Origin of the sequence: Pseudactinotalea suaedae (assembly GCF_009733815.1) — a bacterium.
GTDB lineage: Bacteria > Actinomycetota > Actinomycetes > Actinomycetales > Beutenbergiaceae > Pseudactinotalea > Pseudactinotalea suaedae.
This window is the reverse complement of record NZ_WNXY01000007.1, coordinates 309,988-325,491: the sequence shown is the minus strand read 5'-3', so window position 1 is coordinate 325,491 and position 15,504 is coordinate 309,988. Positions and strand designations below refer to the sequence as shown.

Genomic DNA, 15,504 nt, shown 5'->3' with positions numbered 1-15,504 from the left:
CCGAGGTTCGCTCAGGGCGCACGAGAGGCGGTGCCGGCGGTCGGGGTAGCGGCCGTCATCGGTGCTCGTCCCCGGTCGGCGACAATGTCCCCATGGCTGCCACGATCCGGACCCGGCTCACCGAGTGGGGCGTGACCCCACGGCTGATCACGATGACCGGTGCGGCGCTCGTGGTGTTCGTCCTGCTGCTGACGATGATGACCGTCCCGGTGCCCTACGGGGTGCAGGCGCCCGGCCCGATCGTCGACACCCTGGGCGAGGCGAACGACGTCGAGCTGATCAGCGTCGAGGGCACCGAGACGTACGAGACGTCGGGGGAGCTGTACCTGACCACCGTCACCACGGCGGGCGGTCCCGGGTATCCCGTGGACGCGGGCGCCGTCATCAAGGGGTGGGTCTCACCGAGCACCCGGGTGGCGCCGGTCGAGGCGTTCTTCGACACCAGTCAGACCCAGGACGAGATCGACGCCGCGTCGAGCCAGCAGATGCTGACCTCGCAGCAGAACGCGACGGTCGCCGCGCTCACCGCGCTCGGGTACGAGGTGCCCGCCGAGCTGACGATCGTCGGGACGCAGCCCGGGTCCGGCTCCGACGGCGTCGCCCAGGACGGGGACGTCATCACCGGCATCGAGACCGATGGTGGCGTGATCGAGGTGCTGACGTTCGCCGACCTCTCCGACGAGCTGGCCCGGACGCCGCCGGGGACGACGGTCCAGCTGGTCGTCGACCGTGACGGCGAGCAGACGCGGCTGCCGGTGCCCACGGGGGACGACGGCCTGGGTGGGAGCGTGCTCGGGGTGTTCCTGTCCGGCGAGTTCGACTACCCGGTCGATGTCGACATCCAGATCGACAACATCGGCGGCCCCAGCGCCGGAACGATGTTCGCGCTCGGCATCATCGACAAGCTCACGCCCGGGGAGCTGACCGGCGGTCACCCGATCGCCGGCACCGGGACGATCAGCCTCGGAGGGGTCGTCGGGGCGATCGGCGGCATCCAGCAGAAGCTGGCAGGTGCCCGCGCCGGTGGCGTCGAGTACTTCCTGGCGCCGCAGGCGAACTGCGACGAGGTGGTGGGTCATGTGCCCGCAGGGCTGCAGGTCATCAGCGTGAGCACGCTGGACCAGGCCCGTGACGCCGTCGAGGCGGTCGCCGCCGGGAGCGCCTCGGACCTGCCGACCTGCTGAGGGCGCTCAGGCCAGTGTCGCGCTGAGCGCCTCGACCAGCCCGGGCACGGCGTCGGGGGCGCCGCCGACGTTCTCGTCGCTGTCGTTCGCGCGCGAGCGCAACGCGCACCAGGACTCACCGGTGCGGAGCACCCCGGCCGCGATCCGCACGTCCTGCCGCTGCGGGTGAGCCATCAGCTCCTCCACCGACATCTCCTCGGCGCCCTCGGCCACCTCCGGCGGCAGCACGATCCGCTCGACGACGAGAGCGGCGCCGTCGACGCTCTCGGGCCACGCCAGCTGCGCGAGCAGCTGTTCGAGGTCGGCGGCCGCGGGCAGCCCCTCCTGCTCGATCGAGGTGAGGTGATCGGGGTTGGTCCGCGCGAGGGCGAGAGCGTCCGCCGGGAGCTGGTCGGCCAGCTCGGGGGTGCGCACCAGCGCGTCGGCGGTCCGCACCAGCGCGAACACCGCCGTCGGGGCGTCCCAGCCACCGCGCGCGACGTGCCGCTCGATGTCGATGACGGCGAGCCGCAGGGCCTCGCCACGAGCCTGGTCCAGGGTGTTCTCGGGTTCCACCTGCCACATCGTTCCAGTCCGCGCCGGATGTGGGAAACTTCGGGGGCGGTTGCTGCGTTGTTCCTGCTGGAGCGTGCAGCCTGCCCGCACCCCGTCCGCCGCGGTCAGCGGCGCTCCCCCCACCGAGGTGATCTGTATCTCTGCTGAACGACGCCCGGCCGCCGGCCGCCGCGGCGCCCTGCTGCCCACTCTGCTCATCGTGGGTGGGCTCGTGGTCCTGTTCTTCATCTTCGCGCGCTTCTGGACGGAGTGGCTCTGGTTCTCCCAGACCGGCTTCACCGAGGTGCTGCGCACCCAGTGGCTGAGCCGCGCCGGCCTGTTCCTGGTGGGCGGCGGCATCATGGGCGCCGTCATCTGGCTCAACCTGCGCCTGGCGTACAAGCACCGGCCGATGTACGTGCCGACGACGCCGCAGCAGCGCGACCTCGACCGCTACCGCGAGGCGTTCGAGCCGTTGCGCCGGGTCGTGTTCATCGCCGCCCCGCTGGTCGCGGGCTTCTTCGCCGGTTCCGCAGCCAGCACCCAGTGGCAGCCGATGCTGCTGGCCCTCAACGGTCAGACCTTCGGGGTCACGGACCCGCAGTTCGGCCTGGACGTCTCGTTCTACACGTTCGCGCTGCCGTTCCTGCGGTTCATCGTCTCGTTCCTCATGACGGTGACGTTCTTCGGCGCCGCCGCGGCGCTGTTCACGCACTACCTGTACGGCGGCCTGCAGATCTCCGGGCCGGGGGAGCGGATCTCGCGCGCCGCGCGGATCCACGTCGCCGTGCTGGCCGGGGTGTTCGTGCTCTTCATCGCCGCGAACTACTGGCTGGACAGGTACTCGCTGCTGTCGAAGGTCGGCGGCGCCGACTTCTACGACGGCGCGTTCTACACCGATGTCAACGCGGTGATCCCCGCACGGGCGATCCTCGCCGTCATCGGCGTGGCGGTCGCGGTGCTGTTCTTCTTCACCTCGGCGCGCGGCACCTGGCGGCTGCCGGCGATCGGTGTCTCGCTGATGGTGGTCTCGGGCGTGCTGGCGGCCGGGGTGTACCCGGCGATCATCCAGGGCGTGCGCGTCAACCCCAACGAGCAGGCGCTCGAGGCGGAGTTCCTGCAGCACAACATCGACTACACGCGGATGGCGTACGGGCTCGACGGCGTCGAGACCGAGCCGTACACGGCGGTCACCGAGGCGGAGGAGGGCCAGCTCCGCGAGGACGCCGAGTCGACGGCCTCGATCCGCCTGCTCGACCCCGCGATCGTGTCGCCGACGTTCCGGCAGCTGCAGCAGAACCGCCCGTACTACACCTTCCCCGAGCAGCTCTCGGTGGACCGGTACGAGATCGACGGGCAGCTGCAGGACACCGTGATCGCGGTCCGTGAGCTCAACATGGACGCGGTCGACTCCAACTGGGTGAACGACCACACCGTGTACACGCACGGCTACGGCGTCGTCGCGGCCTACGGCAACACCGTGAACGCCGATGGTCGCCCGACCTTCTTCCAGTCCGGCATCCCGACCACGGGAGCGCTGGGGGACTACGAGCCGCGCATCTACTTCGGCCAGAACGCTCCCGAGTACTCGATCGTCGGCGCCCCCGAGGGCACGACGCCGTGGGAGCTCGACTACCCGGACGACAACGCCGACAACGGCCAGCAGAACTACACCTACACCGGCGAGGGCGGACCCTCGGTCGGCAACCTGTGGAACCAGCTGCTGTTCGCGGCCCGGTTCGGCAGCGAGCAGATCCTGTTCTCCGACCGCGTGACGTCGGAGTCGCAGATCATGTTCCACCGGGACCCGCTGGAGCGGGTGTCCCAGGTGGCGCCGTACCTGACGCTCGAGAGCAAGGCCTACCCGGCCGTCGTCGACACCGACGGCAACGGCGTCCGCGAGGTCGTCTGGGTGGTCGACGGCTACACGACCTCGGACGAGTACCCCTACTCCGAGCACCAGACGTTCGCCACGGCCACGAGCGACACGTTCACCGACGCCGAGTCCTCGCAGTTCGAGATCCCGGACACCATCAACTACATGCGCAACTCGGTGAAGGCGATCGTGGACGCCTACAGCGGCGAGGTGACGCTGTACGCCTGGGACACCGAGGACCCGGTGCTGCAGACGTGGCAGCAGGTCTTCGGCAACTCCTTCACGCCGATGTCCGAGATCAGCGGTGACCTGATGAGCCACCTCCGCTACCCGGAGGACATGTTCAAGGTGCAGCGCGAGCTGCTGACGAGGTACCACGTGACCGACGCCACGACGTTCTTCAGCGGCGGTGACTTCTGGACGGTCCCGAACGACCCGGTCGCCACGGCCGAGGTGGCACAGCCGCCCTACTACCTGACCCTGCAGATGCCCGGGCAGGAGACGCCCTCGTTCTCGCTGAGCACGAGCTTCATCATCAGCGGACGCCCGGTGCTGACCGGCTTCCTCGCGGTGAACTCCGAGACGGGCAGCAGGGACGGCGAGGTCGATCCCGACTACGGGACGCTGCGGCTGCTCGAGCTGCCGCGAGATCTCACCGTGCCGGGTCCGGGGCAGGTGCAGAACAACTTCAACTCCAACCCGGAGGTCGCCGAGCAGCTCAACATCATCGCCCAGGGCGACTCGGACGTGCTGCGCGGCAACCTGCTCACCCTGCCGGTCGGTGGCGGCGTGCTGTACGTGCAGCCGGTGTACGTGCAGTCCACCGGTACCACCAACCTGCCGCTGCTGCGCCGCGTGCTGGTCGCCTTCGGCGACTCGGTCGGCTACGCCGCGACGCTCGACGAAGCCCTCAACCAGGTCTTCGGCGGCGACTCGGGTGCCGATGCCGGTGATGCCGACGTCGATCCCAACGACCCGACCGATCCCGGTGGCGGCGACGCCGGCGGCGGCACCGACCCGGCCGCGGACGCCCAGCAGCGGCTCAGCGACGCGCTCGCCGCCGCGGGTGCTGCGCTGACCGAGAGCCAGGAGGCGCTCGCTGCCGGTGACTGGGCCGCCTACGGCGAGGCGCAGGAGCGCCTGCAGGCAGCGCTCGAGGACGCGATCGCCGCCGAGGCGGAGATCTCCGGTGCGGAGGCCGACGGCGCGACCGACGGAGCCACGGAGGACGCCACGGAGGACGCCACCGGCTGACCCGGGGTCGAGATCGGACATCGGCGGTGAGATCGGACTGGGAACGGTCCGGCTCGCCGCCGATGTCCGATGTCGGCGTGATTCCGGGGCTGCTCCCGCTCTGCCGCCCACCGCGGGGTCTCGATTTGCCCTCGCTGTCGGGGCCACGTAGAGTGGTGGAGCCGACGCGGGGTGGAGCAGTTCGGTAGCTCGCCGGGCTCATAACCCGGAGGTCGCGGGTTCAAATCCCGCCCCCGCCACGAAACGACGAGGCGCCTGACGAGAGTCAGGCGCCTTTGTCGTTGGTACGGGCGGATGCTGGGAGGCCGGGCGCCGCGAGGAACGAGCCGGTCCCCTCAGAGCACGCGGCGGTCCAGTGCACGCGGCGTTCTCAAAGGACGAGGCGGTCCAGGTAGTCGTTGCGGAACGTGCCGGCGGGGTCGAGGCGGCCAGCGAGGTCGCGGAAGTCCCCGATGCGCGGGAACACCTGCTCCAGACCGGAGCGGTCCATGGCGAACCACTTGCCCCAGTGCGGGCGCGCGTCGAACGGAGCCAGGGCCCGCTCGAGCGCCGGCAGCACCGCGTGCACCGCCTCGGGCTCGCGGAACCAGGTGAAGTGGAACGCGACCGTGTCGCGCTCGTACGCGGCGGACAGCCAGAGGTCGTCTGCGGCCATCGTGCGGATCTCGCACACCTGCAGCAGCCCGACCAGCTGCTCCCGGATCTCGCGCAGCGCCTGGATCGCGTCGACCGCGTGGCGGCGGTCCAGCAGGTACTCGCTCTGGATCTCGGTGCCGTTGCTGGGGGTGAAGCCCATGCGGAAGTGGGGGAGCCGGTCGTACCAGGGACCGAGCAGGCCGCCCTGGTGGGTGGCGTTGATGGCGTCGATCCCGAGGATCGGGTGCTGGTCCTCCGTGGCGATCCTGCCCCCGAACAGCTCGGTCGGAGCGCTGTCCTCGCGGCTCTTCAGCCAGACCTGGTCGATGGCGTCCTCCGCCCACCGCGTGAAGATGCTCACGCTGTGGGCGGCGGAAGTGATCTCGTCGAACCGCTCGGTGACCGTCTCCCAGCGCACGCCGTTGAGGACGTCCTGGCGCACCTGGAAGGTCGGCTCGACGGCGAGCCGGAGCCGCGTCACCACGCCGAGCGCGCCGAGGGCCACGACGACGCCGGGGAAGTCGGTCTCGCCACGCTCGAACCAGCGCAGCTCGCCGTCGGCGTCGATCAGCTCGACACCGGTGACCGCAGCGGCGAGGTTGGGCGTGCGGTCGCCGGAGCCGTGGGTCGCGGTGGCGACGGCGCCGGCGATCGAGATGTGCGGCAACGAGGCGAGCGCCGGCATCGCGAACCCGGCGGCGTCCAGCTGCTCGGCCACCGCGCCGTAGGTGAGGGAGCCGTGGACGAGCGCGGTCCCGCTCGCGGCGTCGACCTCCAGCGGCAGCGGCACCTCACGCAGGCTGATCAGGTCGCCGGGGGAGTCCGCGAGGTCGTTGAAGGAGTGCCGGGAGCCGAGCGCGCGGATCCGCGTCGCGTCGGCGATCACCTGCCGCGCCTGCTCGAGGCTGTGCGGCACGTGCAGCTGCCGCGCGCCGAACGTGTGGGTGCCGGCCCAGGTGGTGCCGATGGTCTGGTTGGTCACGGCCCTATCCATCCAGAGCGGGCGGCCGCGCGCAACCGCGTGTCACTGCGTGTGCCGGCCGACCCAGCGCACCCCGGCGACCACGGCGGCGGCGATCCCGGCCAGCACGAGGACGGCGAACCAGCTGAACGTGGGCATCCCCGCCATCGCCGCGAACGCCAGCACGACCATCGCCTGGGCGAGCAGCTGGATCACCGCGAAGCCGGCGAGCGCCCGCAGCACCAGCCGGGACTCGACGCGCCCGGTCGGCGGCAGCGGCGCCGTCAACCGTGCCAGCGTCGCCACCGCGTGCAGCACCAGCACGAACACCGCGCACACCAGCAGGTCCGGTGGCTGGTTCCAGACGTAGCCCGCACCCACCAGCGTCAGTGCCGCGACCACGCCCGGGTGCGGGACGATCACGATCGCGACGGCCACGAGCAGCGGCACGACCAGGTCCCCGACCACCGGTCCGAGCCCCAGGACGATCACCGCGGCGGAGGCACCGCGCAGCAGCCACGCGGGCACGCTGTGCTCCAGGTCGATCGACACCGGGGGTCGCTGCCGCCGCTGCGGGGCGGGGTTGAACAGATTCGCGAGGTTCACCGCCGGCCCCCCGGCATCCGTGTGCGGGACAGCGCATGCAGCTCCACGGCGGTGCTGGAGGACCACGCGACGATCTCGACGCCGGTGCGACCGAGGGCGCGCAGCCGCTGCCGCCGCGCCAGCAGCACCAGCCGCAGCGCCGTCTCCTGGAAGCCGTTGAGGAACGCCGTGCTGACCTGCGGGAGGGTGTCGACGGCGATCACGCGGTGCCCGAACGCCCGCCACCGGCGCGCGATCCGGGCGGCCTCGTCGTCGAGGAACGTCGAGCACAGCACCACCAGGGCACCCGAGGGCAGCTGCGGCGGCCGCTGCCGGCGGTCGGGCCAGCCCTCGGGCGCCACCCGGACGAGCCGCTGCTGGATCCGTTCCCACTGGTGCCGGCCGGCGGCGGGCGGGACCGGCCGCCGTCGTCGGCCGAGGTCGTCCAGCCCGACCCGGTCGCCCAGGTCGAGGTAGGCCCGAGCGATCGCTGCCGCGGCCTCGCGTGCGACGTCGAGGGAGGTGGTCTCGTCCATGCGCACGTCGACGCCGCCGGCCCAGGCCGAGACGTCCTCACCGACGTCGTCACGCGAGTCGACGACGATCATCACCGTGGCGTCCGCCGTCGCGAAGGTCCTGCGGGCGTAGAGGGTCCCGAGCCGACCGGTGCTGAGGTCGATGGCGCGGCGTGCGCTGACCCGCCAGTCGATGCGCCGGAGCCGGTCGCCGGGAGCGAACTCGTGCACGTCGTGGGTCTCGTACCCCTCGCCGACCCGGCGCGAGGTGTGGTTGCCGGTCAGTCCAGGAAGCCGGAACGGCAGCGGCATGTCCTTGAGCGGTCGCGCCACCGGGTGCACGGCGATCGGCACGGGGCCGGCCTTGCGCGGCGAGGTCACCAGCACGGCGCCGAACGCCTCGGACATCCAGTCGACCCGGAACATGTCGTGGACGCCGGTCCGGGACGTCTCCAGCGACAGCGGGATCGTCCGGTCCGAGCCCCCGGCCACCAGGGCGTGCTGCGACCGGTAGCCCTGCGAGGCCACCCGCAGCACCACCGCCTCCACGCCAGGATCCACATCGAGCCTCGCCTGCGCCCGCACCTGCCCGGTCTCGCTGTGCTCGGTCGTCGGCTGCAGCGTCACCACGCCACCCCGCCGCGGCCGTGTCAGCGCCGCCCACAGCGTGGTCAGCAGCGCCGGCACGGCGATCACGGCGACGTCGGGACGTCCGCCGGCGACGCCGATGGCCAGCACCGTCACCGCCACGAGCGCAGCGGCGGCGGCACCCGAGACGAGGATCACGCGCGGCCGACGGTCGCCGGACCGGGGACCTGGTCGAGCATCCGGCTGACGAGGTCGGCGGGCTGGGTGCCCGACGCCCAGGCCGCCGGCGTCAGCGTCAGCCGGTGCGCCAGCGCGGCGACGGCGATCGCCTTGACGTCCTCGGGGGTGACGAAGTCGCGCCCCGCCAGCACCGCGACCGCACGCGAGACCAGCATCAGCGCCTGCGAGCCGCGCGGCGAGGCACCGACCTCGAGGGCGCTCATGCCGCGGGTCGCGGCCGCGAGGTCCACGCAGTACCGCACCACGTCGGGGTCGACCGTGACGGTCTCGACACCGGCCTGCATCGCGAGCACGGTGCTCGCGTCGACGACCTGCCCGACGCTCGCCTCCTCGCGACGCCGCTGCAGCCGTCGCATCAGCACGTCGACCTCGCCCTCGGCGGTGGGGTAGCCCACGCCGATGCGGACCATGAACCGGTCGAGCTGCGCCTCGGGCAACGGGTAGGTGCCCTCGTACTCGACGGGGTTCGACGTCGCCAGCACGTGGAACGGGCGCTGCAGCTGGAAGGAGTTGCCCTCCACGGTGACCTGACGCTCGGCCATCGCCTCCAGCAGCGCCGACTGCGTCTTGGGTGCGGTGCGGTTGATCTCGTCGGCCAGGAACAGGCCGGTGAACACCGGTCCGGGCCGGAACACGAACTCCGAGGACGCGGGGTCGTAGGTGTAGGAGCCCGTGATGTCGGCGGGGAGCAGGTCCGGGGTGCACTGCAGGCGGCGGAAGTCCAGCCCGAGCGCGCCCGCCAGGCAGCGGGCGGCCAGGGTCTTGCCCAGTCCGGGGACGTCCTCGAACAGCACGTGCCCGCCGGCGAGCACGGCCGCCAGCGCGGTGCGCAGCGGCCCCTCCATGCCGACGATCACGGTGCCCACCTCGCGCAGCACCTCTTGGCCGAGACGGGTGACCTCGGGGATCGGCAACGGCTCAGGACCGGGCGGTGGTTCGGGACTCGTCATACGGACTTCTCCAGCTTCTCGAGCGCGAGCACGGCTGCTCGGACGACACGGACATCGGGTGGGGGTGCGTCGGGGTCGACGAGGAAGGCGGTCAACGGTGCACCGAGCAGCTCGGTCGAGCGGCTGGCGCCGCTCGCGGTCCCGACGTCGATCCCGGCCTCGGCGAGGCCGTCACGGCAGACCTGTCGCAGCATCCGGGCGGCCTGCGTCGAGACGCCGTCCGAGCCGTACAGGGCCCAGGACAGCGCCGAGACCTCGGTCCGGGCGCCGTCGCGGCGGTCGAACGGCAGCCGCGGCAGGGACACCCGCTGGCCCAGGCCGAGGTTGACCACGACGATCACCCCGAGCACCCACAGCATGCCGCCGAGCACGGCGTGCGGCACGTCGGAGCCGATGAGCACCAGGATCACCGCGATCCCGACGGCGACGCCCGCGACCCCCCACCAGCGCCCCCTCGTCACGGCCGGACCTCGAGCGCCGACCACGACAGCGCGATGCGCTCCAGCGCCGCACGGGCCCGCTCGGCGTCGTCGCGGGTCACCTCGGCCTCCGAGAACCGCGACCGCGTGTACAGGCGCCGCAAGATCTCGACGGCGGTGTCGTCGGCCGAGGTACGGGTCAGCACGAGGCTCGCGAACTCGGTCGGTGTCTGCGACGGACGCCGGACCACGCCGGCGTCACCGGCCGCCGTCTCGAGCGCCAGCCACGCCCGGACGATCGCGTCTCGTGGTGGCCGGTCGGAGGTCAGCGCCTCCCGCGCGGCCGCGATGCCCTCCTGGATGGCGGGGGCGTCGATCAGCTCCTCCGCGTGCGGCGTGCTCACCTGGCGCGGGTCGGGCGGCGGCACGGTGCCTCTCCGGAGCATCAGCCCCAGCCGCACCAGCAGCAGGATCACCAGCACCCCGATCGCCGCGACCGTCGCGATGATCAGCCACCGCACGAACGGGTTCTCGCCGCCGGGCTCCGCCTCGCTGAGGTCGGGCGGCGCCTCCTGGGAGGGGAAGGTCGGGAACAGTGTCGGAGGCGGCTCCCCGCTCCCGATGGGTGTGCTGCCGCTGCCCGGGTCCGGCCACTCCCACGGCCCGGCCGCTGCGCCGGCCAGCAGCGCCAGCACGATCGCGAGCACCGCGATGGCCGCCACCGTCAGGGCTTGCGACCGCCCTGCCGTGCTGCCCTCGTGGTCGCCTTCGTCCACGTCGCCCATCTCGGCGCCCGCTCGCCCTAGGCGAGCGGCTCCCGCCGATAGGTGAGCACGCGGAACCGCATGCCGTTGCTGGCCTCGACCCAGTCGCCGACGGTGGGCTCGGCCCAGCCCGGCCCGATCTCGGGAGCGAACGTGTCGCCGTCGACCTCGATGTCGATGTCGCTGACCACGAGGACGTCCGCCACCGGCATGGCCTCGGCATAGACCGCGCCGCCGCCGCAGATCCAGGCGTCGGCGCCGTCGAGGAGCGCGAGCGCCTCCGGGAGCGAGCGGGCGATCTCGGCGCCGGGGGCCTGGTAGCCCTCCCGCCGGGTCAGCACGATGTTGCGCCGCCCGGGCAGCGGCCGCAGGTTCGGCGGCAGCGCCTCCCACGAGGCGCGCCCGTGGATCACCGCATCGGTGCCGGTGGTGCGGCGGAAGTGCTGCATGTCCTCCCGCAGCCGCCAGGGCAGGTCGCCGTCGCGCCCGATGACGCCGTTGCGTGACTGCGCCCAGATCATGCCCAGCATGCCGGTGACCTCAGACCGCGATCGGGGCCTTGATGCCCGGGTGGTGCGCGTAGTCGAGGAACTCGATGTGCTCGGCGCGGTAGTCGAACAGGCTCGGCGCCTGCTGCAGCTGCAGCTGCGGGAACGGGTACGGCTCGCGGCTGAGCTGTTCGCGCACCTGCTCGACGTGGTTGTCGTAGATGTGCACGTCACCGCCGGTCCACACGAAGTCGCCGACCTCGAGGCCGACCTGCTGGGCGACCATGTGGGTGAGCAGCGAGTACGAGGCGATGTTGAAGGGCACACCGAGGAACAGGTCGGCGCTGCGCTGGTACAGCTGGCACGAGAGCCGGCCGTCCGCCACGTAGAACTGGAAGAACGCGTGGCAGGGCTGCAGCGCCATCTGGTCCAGGTCGGCCACGTTCCACGCCGAGACGATGATGCGGCGCGAGTCCGGCTGGGTGCGCAGCTGCTCCAGCACCCGGCTGATCTGGTCGATGTGGCCGCCGTCGGGTGTGGGCCAGGAACGCCACTGGACCCCGTAGACCGGACCCAGCTCACCGTGCTCGTCGGCCCAGTCGTCCCAGATGCGGACCTTGTTCTCGCGCAGGTAGGCGACGTTGGAGTCCCCGCGCAGGAACCAGATCAGCTCGTGCACCACCGACGGCACGTGCACCCGCTTGGTCGTGATCAGCGGGAAGGCCTCCGCGAGGTCGTAGCGCATCTGGTGACCGAAGATCGAGCGGGTGCCGGTGCCCGTGCGGTCCGACTTCGGGGTCCCGGACTCGAGCACGGTCCGCAGCAGGTCCTCGTACTGGGTGTCGGGCGCCTTCACGTCTGCCACCTTACGGCGCCGACCGCTCGTCGGGGGAGTCCAGCTGCAGGGCGTCGTGGATCTCGTCGTCGATGACGAACGTCGCGTGCACCTCGCGGACGAAGGTGGGTGGTGCCTCCCCGAAGGCGGCCCGGACGCCCTCGATCATCTGGCCGCCGACCACCCGGCTGCCCGCGTAGCCGACCGCGGCGCCGATGCCGAACGGCAGCAGCCGCCCGAGCATCATCGAGCCGATCTTGGCCGCGGAGGTCTTGACGATGCGGCCGCGGAGCGTCTTGTTCACGGCCTTCACGGTGGCCAGCGGCAGCCGCGTCAGCAGCGTCCGCCCCCACGTGACCGCGTTCAGGCCGATCTGCTGGCTGAGCAGCTCCGGACCCTCGTCGCCGAGCATCGCCGTGAGCAGCAGCGCGCGACGCCGGGCGCGGTCGTCGGTCGAGATGCCGTGGACGTCGGCCACCGCGAGCGCGAGCAGGCTCGAGGCACCCAGGAACGAGGCCACCTGGCCGGCGGTCAGCGCGAGCGCGGTGCCGGTGCCGATCACCGGGAGCGCGGCCGCAGCGCCGACGGCCCCGCCGGAGGCGCTGACCGCCAGCAGGTAGCGCTTCTCGAGGATCTGCACGACCTCCGCCGGGGTGGCGTCCGGTCGCTTGCGGCGGATGCCGTCCACGTGCGCCCGGATCCGGTCGGTCGGGAACGCCAGCGCCGCGTCGAGCGCCGCCTCGATACCGCGGGGATCAGCGCTCGGCTGTGGTGCGTCGGTCTGGCCCGTGTCCCGCATCGCGCCTCCTCAGGCTCGTCGAACGGTCAGTGTGTGGGGCAGCCCGTGCTCCAGGGTGCGTCCCACCGTGCAGCTCTGGGCGATGGCTCGCCCGGCGACGTCGCGGAGGTTGGCCCAGGCCTCGTCGTCGAGATCGACGCCCGCCTCGGCGCTGCCGACCGTGAGCTCGACGGCGGCGTCGACGTAGGTGTTCGCGCTCACGTCCTTGACCGTGGTCACCGAGCCGCTGGCCCGGACGTCCTCACCGAGGCGGCGCACCAGCGCGTGGTCGGCGCTCATGAGGTTGCACGCGGCCAGCGCGAGCGCGAGCAGCTCTCCGGGGGTGAAGGATCCGTCGACCTCGACGGGGCCGTACCGGAGCTCGGCGCCGCGCCCGTTGGTGGCGACGCCCTGCCGGACCCCGGTGCGTTCGACGTGCAGGTCTGCCATGTCGACATCATCGCACCCGGGCGCGTCCGCGGCCTCGTGCCAGGTTGGTGCGCCCAGCCTCTTGCGGTGGCTCGGAGGCAGGTCCATGATGAGCGCACCTCCCTCCGCGGAGTCGTCTCTTCAGGGAGACTGAGGCCCGGCCAACTCATACTTGGCCGGGCCTCTCCCTTTCTACCGCCCGACGGCGGAGCGAGCCGACAGGCTCGCCGCTCGCCGCTCGTGGGCCGGTACCCTGAGCCTCGTGCGGATCGTGGCGGTGACGACGTGGTTCCCGACCGATCGGGCGCCGGGGACCGGGGTCTTCGTGGCGCAGGACGTCGCCGCGATCGCTGCGCACCCGGAGGTGACCGCGGTCGAGGTGGTCCATCTCGTGGCGCCCCGGCTGCACGACGGCGTCGCGCTCACCGAGCACCAGGGGATCCGGGTGCGTCGCGTGCCGATGAACCCGCTCGACCCGCTCGACATCATCCGGGTCGCGCGCACGCTGCCGCGACTGCTGGCGGGCGCCGACGTGGTGCACTCGATGGCGATGTCCTCGCTCGCACCGCTGGTGGTGGCACGCGTGGGCACGCCGTGGCTGCACACCGAGCACTGGTCCGGCCTGACCAACCCGCGCACGGTGGTGCTGCCGCTGCGCCCCGCCGTCGGGCTCGTGAAGCTGCTGCTGCGCGCGCCGCAGACCGTGACCGCGGTGTGCGACTACCTGGCCCGTCCCATCCGCCGCGCGCGGTACCCGCGTCGCACCGCGACCATCGGGTGCATCGTGCCGCCCCGGGAGCACGTGACCGGGAGGCCGCTGCGCCCCGCCGAGGAGCTGCGGCTCGTGGCCGTCGGGGGACTGGTCGAGCGCAAGGACCCGCTGCTGGCGGTCCGCACGATCGCCGAGCTGCGCGACCGGGGCGTGCCCGCACGACTGATCTGGGTCGGTGGCGGTCCCCTCGCTCGCAAGGTGACCAGGCTGGCCCGGCGGCTCCGGGTGAGCGAGGTCGTCGAGCTCGCCGGTCCGCAGGACCCGGCGGGTGTCACCGCTGCACTCGAGGCGGCCGACATGTTCGTGCTTCCCACCCGCGGCGACAACTTCTGCGTGTCCGCGGCCGAGGCGCTCGTGCACGGGCGGCCGGTGGTCGTCGGGGCGACCGGCGGCCAGGGGGAGTACATCGACCCCGCGGTGGGGACGCTGGTCGGCGAGCAGACGCCGCAGGCCTACGCCGACGCGATCACCGACCTGCACCGCCGCACCCAGCACCTGACGGCCGCCGAGATCGCCGCGACGATCGGCGACCGCTTCGCGCCTGTGCGCATCGCAGAGGGGTACGTGGCCGAGTACCGCCACCTGCTGAGGTCGCGGTGACCGCTGCTGAGCCGGTGGCGGTCGGGGTCGACGTCGTCATCGCCGTGCACGACCCTGCCCGGCCGATCGCCAGGGCCGTCCGTTCGGTGCTCGACCACAACGGCGAGGGGGTGCGGCTCACCGTCGTCTGCCACGACGTGCCGGCGGCGGAGATCGCCGCCGCGCTCCCGCAGCAGCACCGGGACCAGGTGAGGTTCCTGGAGCACCGCGACGGCACGAGGTCACCGGCCGGGCCGTTCAACGCGGGCATCGAGGCCGCCGAGGCCGAGTACGTCTGCGTGATGGGTTCGGACGACACCCTGGCGCCGGGCGCCGTCGCCTCCTGGTTCTGGCTCGCGCGCAAGCACCGCGCCGACGCCGTGATCGCCCGGCTCGAGCACGACGACGGCCGCGTGGTGCCGACCCCGCCCACCAGGCCGTGGCGGCGCGGGGTCCTGCACCCGGTCCGTGACCGGCTCAGCTACCGCAGCGCTCCGCTCGGACTGATCTCGCGCGCCGCGATCTCGCGGCTGGGGCTGCGGATGGACGCCGTGGCGGTCGGTGAGGACGTCGGCTTCGTGACGCGACTGTGGTTCGGAGGGCGGGTGGTGTTCGACCGATCGGGACCGGCCTACGAGATCGGTGGCGACGCCGCGGACCGGGTGACCACCGCGACCCGTCCGATCGCCGACGAGCTCGCGTTCGTGCGGCGGCTCCTGCGCCGCACCTGGTTCACGGCGCTCGGGCTGGCCGAGCGGCGATCGGTCTGCGTCAAGCTGACCCGCATCCACCTCTTCGGCGCTGTGCTGAACCGGAGCGACCCGGCGTGGTGGACCGCGCAGGAGCGGGCCGCACTCGCCGCCGTGGCACGTGAGCTGCTCGCCGCCGCGCCCGGGATGGCGGCGGTCCTCTCGCTCGCCGACCGCACCCTGCTCGACCGCATCCTCGACGGCTCCGGCGACGCCGAGCAGCTGATCGCCCTCGCGCACGCGCGCCGCCGCCACGGCCGGCCGCGCACGTTGCTCACCGCCGACCCCTCGCGCGTGCTGGCGCGCGAGGCGCCGCTGCGGCTGATGGCCGCGTCGGTGCTGGTGCGCTGACCGGGACGATCGCTCGA

General features: G+C 72.5%; 15 protein-coding genes and 1 tRNA gene. 5 read left to right on the top strand and 11 right to left on the bottom strand.

Annotated elements, in window-relative coordinates:
- The first annotated feature begins 92 nt into the window (after window positions 1-92).
- Complete coding sequence (locus GPA04_RS13145; RefSeq protein WP_156224620.1) at window positions 93-1,184, top strand: YlbL family protein; 1,092 nt, start codon at window positions 93-95, stop codon at window positions 1,182-1,184.
- Window positions 1,185-1,190: 6 nt separating this feature from the next.
- Here GPA04_RS13145 and GPA04_RS13140 read toward each other — a convergent pair whose 3' ends face one another.
- A complete protein-coding gene (locus tag GPA04_RS13140; RefSeq protein ID WP_241680776.1) occupies window positions 1,191-1,739 on the bottom strand; it encodes a PPA1309 family protein in 549 nt (182 codons plus the stop codon).
- 199 nt (window positions 1,740-1,938) lie between these two features.
- On the opposite strand from GPA04_RS13140, the gene GPA04_RS13135 reads away from it, so the two are divergent.
- Together GPA04_RS13135 and GPA04_RS13130 are read left to right on the top strand one after the other, a co-directional pair.
- Window positions 1,939-4,848 carry a UPF0182 family membrane protein gene (locus GPA04_RS13135; protein WP_436277911.1) on the top strand — a complete coding sequence of 970 codons (2,910 nt, stop codon included), beginning with the start codon at window positions 1,939-1,941 and terminating at the stop codon, window positions 4,846-4,848.
- 165 nt (window positions 4,849-5,013) lie between these two features.
- Window positions 5,014-5,087: transfer RNA gene (locus GPA04_RS13130), tRNA-Met, on the top strand.
- 131 nt (window positions 5,088-5,218) lie between these two features.
- On the opposite strand, the gene GPA04_RS13125 is transcribed toward GPA04_RS13130, so the two are convergent.
- From GPA04_RS13125 to GPA04_RS13080, 10 genes are read right to left on the bottom strand one after another with little or no spacing between them, the layout of a single operon-like run.
- Window positions 5,219-6,478, bottom strand: coding sequence for a D-arabinono-1,4-lactone oxidase (locus GPA04_RS13125; RefSeq protein WP_156224618.1), 1,260 nt, complete (start codon window positions 6,476-6,478; stop codon window positions 5,219-5,221).
- A gap of 30 nt (window positions 6,479-6,508) precedes the next feature.
- The gene (locus GPA04_RS13120; protein ID WP_156224617.1) at window positions 6,509-6,997 is read right to left on the bottom strand and encodes a hypothetical protein; all 489 of its coding nucleotides are present in this window, start codon (window positions 6,995-6,997) and stop codon (window positions 6,509-6,511) included.
- A gap of 50 nt (window positions 6,998-7,047) precedes the next feature.
- Entirely contained in the window at window positions 7,048-8,331 is a 1,284-nt protein-coding gene (locus GPA04_RS13115) for a DUF58 domain-containing protein (RefSeq protein ID WP_156224616.1), read from the bottom strand.
- Window positions 8,328-9,323 (bottom strand): AAA family ATPase, encoded by a 996-nt coding sequence (locus tag GPA04_RS13110; RefSeq protein WP_156224615.1) that lies wholly within the window; start codon window positions 9,321-9,323, stop codon window positions 8,328-8,330. The genes GPA04_RS13115 and GPA04_RS13110 overlap by 4 nt, the downstream gene beginning before the upstream one ends.
- A complete protein-coding gene (locus GPA04_RS13105) occupies window positions 9,320-9,784 on the bottom strand; it encodes a hypothetical protein (RefSeq protein ID WP_156224614.1) in 465 nt (154 codons plus the stop codon). Before GPA04_RS13105 ends, GPA04_RS13110 begins: the two co-directional genes overlap by 4 nt.
- The gene (locus GPA04_RS13100; protein ID WP_162458604.1) at window positions 9,781-10,518 is read right to left on the bottom strand and encodes a DUF4129 domain-containing protein; all 738 of its coding nucleotides are present in this window, start codon (window positions 10,516-10,518) and stop codon (window positions 9,781-9,783) included. The genes GPA04_RS13105 and GPA04_RS13100 overlap by 4 nt, the downstream gene beginning before the upstream one ends.
- Before the next feature lie 26 nt (window positions 10,519-10,544).
- Complete coding sequence (locus tag GPA04_RS13095) at window positions 10,545-11,036, bottom strand: dihydrofolate reductase (RefSeq protein ID WP_156224612.1); 492 nt, start codon at window positions 11,034-11,036, stop codon at window positions 10,545-10,547.
- 10 nt (window positions 11,037-11,046) lie between these two features.
- Window positions 11,047-11,850: a thymidylate synthase gene (locus GPA04_RS13090; protein ID WP_156224611.1), complete on the bottom strand. Its 804-nt coding sequence runs from the start codon at window positions 11,848-11,850 to the stop codon at window positions 11,047-11,049.
- A gap of 10 nt (window positions 11,851-11,860) precedes the next feature.
- A complete protein-coding gene (locus tag GPA04_RS13085) occupies window positions 11,861-12,628 on the bottom strand; it encodes a hypothetical protein (protein WP_156224610.1) in 768 nt (255 codons plus the stop codon).
- Window positions 12,629-12,637: 9 nt separating this feature from the next.
- Window positions 12,638-13,057, bottom strand: coding sequence for an OsmC family protein (locus GPA04_RS13080; RefSeq protein ID WP_162458603.1), 420 nt, complete (start codon window positions 13,055-13,057; stop codon window positions 12,638-12,640).
- Window positions 13,058-13,298: 241 nt separating this feature from the next.
- On the opposite strand from GPA04_RS13080, the gene GPA04_RS13075 reads away from it, so the two are divergent.
- Both GPA04_RS13075 and GPA04_RS13070 read left to right on the top strand, forming a co-directional pair.
- Window positions 13,299-14,408 carry a glycosyltransferase gene (locus GPA04_RS13075; RefSeq protein ID WP_156224608.1) on the top strand — a complete coding sequence of 370 codons (1,110 nt, stop codon included), beginning with the start codon at window positions 13,299-13,301 and terminating at the stop codon, window positions 14,406-14,408.
- A complete protein-coding gene (locus tag GPA04_RS13070; RefSeq protein ID WP_156224607.1) occupies window positions 14,405-15,487 on the top strand; it encodes a glycosyltransferase family 2 protein in 1,083 nt (360 codons plus the stop codon). The genes GPA04_RS13075 and GPA04_RS13070 overlap by 4 nt, the downstream gene beginning before the upstream one ends.
- Window positions 15,488-15,504: the final 17 nt, after the last annotated feature.